The 2,261-nt window shown below is 69.8% G+C and carries 2 protein-coding genes; both read left to right on the top strand.

The window, feature by feature from the left end:
* The first annotated feature begins 358 nt into the window (after positions 1 to 358).
* Positions 359 to 1,825: a transposase gene (locus AB0I15_RS66710; RefSeq protein ID WP_358121138.1), complete on the top strand. Its 1,467-nt coding sequence runs from the start codon at positions 359 to 361 to the stop codon at positions 1,823 to 1,825.
* A gap of 84 nt (positions 1,826 to 1,909) precedes the next feature.
* Positions 1,910 to 2,170 carry a hypothetical protein gene (locus AB0I15_RS66705; RefSeq protein WP_358121135.1) on the top strand — a complete coding sequence of 87 codons (261 nt, stop codon included), beginning with the start codon at positions 1,910 to 1,912 and terminating at the stop codon, positions 2,168 to 2,170.
* The last annotated feature ends 91 nt before the right edge of the window (positions 2,171 to 2,261 follow it).

Genomic DNA, 2,261 nt, shown 5'->3' with positions numbered 1-2,261 from the left:
CCGGGTCATGTAAGGAGCTCCGGGGCTTGATCCGCCCAGGGGTTCCAGGGTTGCATGAGCATCCCGGCGAGTTCGGTGGGTGGCGATGAGTGCGGGTCTGAAGGAAAGCATGAGCATCGTGTGGTGCTGGTGTGGAGCCTCGTTCGTCTGATTGCCGCCGCTGGCCTGGCCACGGATGACCCCTATGAGGGAAGTGGACCACCCGGCGCACGCGTGGGTGTGGCCCGGTTGCAGCACATGAATGGGAGCCGTTGTCGGGGCTCTTGACCTTGGGACCGTGGCTGATGAGGTCGCCGCCTGTCGGGGGCGGGTGAGCCGGAGCAGGTTTCTGGCTGCACACGTCTCCTTGGAGGTGACCGTGGATGAGCAGGTGATACAGCTGTCCGGGCCGGCGGAACGGCGGTTGGTCGGCGTCGATCTGGGGATCGCGTCGGAGCACACCGTACGGATCTTGGACGGGTCTGGGATGAGGCTGGGGGCGGCGCGGTGTGTGCCGACGAAGTCCTCGCTGCTGGCGCTGGAGGAGCGGGCGCTGGCCGGAGCGCCGCAGGGGATCCGGCTGGAGGTGGTGTTCGAGCCGACCGGGCCGGCGTGGTTCCCGGTCGCCAAGTTCTTCGCCGCCCGCGGTCATCGGGTGTTCCGGGTGTCGTCGGCCAAGGCCGCCGACCTGCGCAAGTTCTTCCGCAGGCACACCAAGTCCAACGGGATCGACGCCGAGACGCTGGCCCGGCTGCCGCTGGTCGACCCCGGCGGGCTGGTGGAGCTGGGCCTGGCCGAGGGCGCGGCGGCGGTGCTGGATCGGCGGGTGCGCGCCACCGACCGGCTGACCATGGCCGCCGCCACCCACAAGCGGCGGATCAAGGACCTGGTCCGGCAGTTGCTGCCGATGACCCCGCTGACCGGTGACCTGGGCAAGGCCGACCTGGCGGTTCTGGAAGGCTACGCCGATCCGCGGGCCTTGCTGCAGCTCGGCGCCGACGCGCTGACCAGCCTGATCACCACGCTCTCCCACGGCCATCAGGGCCGTTCGCGCGCGCTGGAGTGGATCAGCGCGGCCGAGCAGGCGATCGAACTCTACGGCCCGGACGACCCCGCGGTCCCCTACACCGACCTGGCCGCCGAAGTGGCCACCGAAGTCCGGCTGCTGAGCGCGATCACCACCGAGCTGGCCGCCCACGCCGCCGTCCGGGAACAGGCCTACCGCCAGGTCGATCCCGGCCGGCTGGCCCGCACCCTGCCCGGCCTGCGCACCATCGGCGCCCCGGCCATGCTCGCCCTGCTCGGCAACCCCCGCCGCTTCCCCACCGGGCACCACTTCAAGTCCTACCTGGGCCTGGCCCCCAAGGCCAGCGAGACCGGCGACACCGACCGCAAGGGCGAACCGATGAGCAAAGCCGGCCCCTCACTCGGCCGGGCCACCCTGGTCCGAGCCGCCGACCACGCCCGCAAACTCGACCCGCAACTCGCGAAGATCTACTACCTGCAGATGACCGAACGCGGCGCCAACCACCTCAAGGCGTTGTGCGTGGTCGCCGGGCACCTGGCCATCCGGCTGCACACCGTGATGCTGCGCGCCTCCCCCTACCAGCTACGCGATACCGACGACCGGCCCATCACCACCGAGCAGGCCAAGCAGATCATCGCCGCGCGCTGGACCGTCCCTGAGGAGGTCCGCAAACGCCGCCGCAGCCGCAAGACCAGCAAGAACACCGGCAAAGGCACGGGGAAGGCCCCTCACCAGACCATGACGGCCCATCCACGAGGCGACCTTCCCCGCTCCGCATCGTCGCGGCCCGGCCGCAGCCCCGTCAACCCGCCTGACTGACCTTCATCACCCCGGGCCCACCCGCCCAGCGTGTCACCACGCCACGCGGCCACCTCGCCACGCCCAGAATCGCAGGACCTCCCCATGCCCCAGACCACGATCACCCTGACCGAAGACCAGACCGACGACCTGCGCGAACTCCTCGACTACGCCGAGATCCTCGAAGACTGGCTGCTGCGCACCGACGACGCGGTCCTGGCCGAACTCGCCGACTTCGCCTTCCCCACGCACTTCCACCACGCCAGCGCCGTCACCTGGCTGACCGAGGACATCGGCCACCTCGGCTGCCGCCTCCGCCAGGCCCTCCCACCCCCGTTGACCATGAGATCAACACACTCGGAATAGCCCGTGATGCCAAGACCGTCGCCGAGGCCGGCACGAGCAACACAGCCTCTCCTGCGACGGTCTTGACATCGCAACTCCTATAGGGAATCAG

This window comes from Nonomuraea sp. NPDC050643, assembly GCF_040654715.1.
In the GTDB taxonomy this organism is placed as follows: domain Bacteria; phylum Actinomycetota; class Actinomycetes; order Streptosporangiales; family Streptosporangiaceae; genus Nonomuraea.
This window is presented reverse-complemented; position numbering and strand designations above follow the sequence as displayed.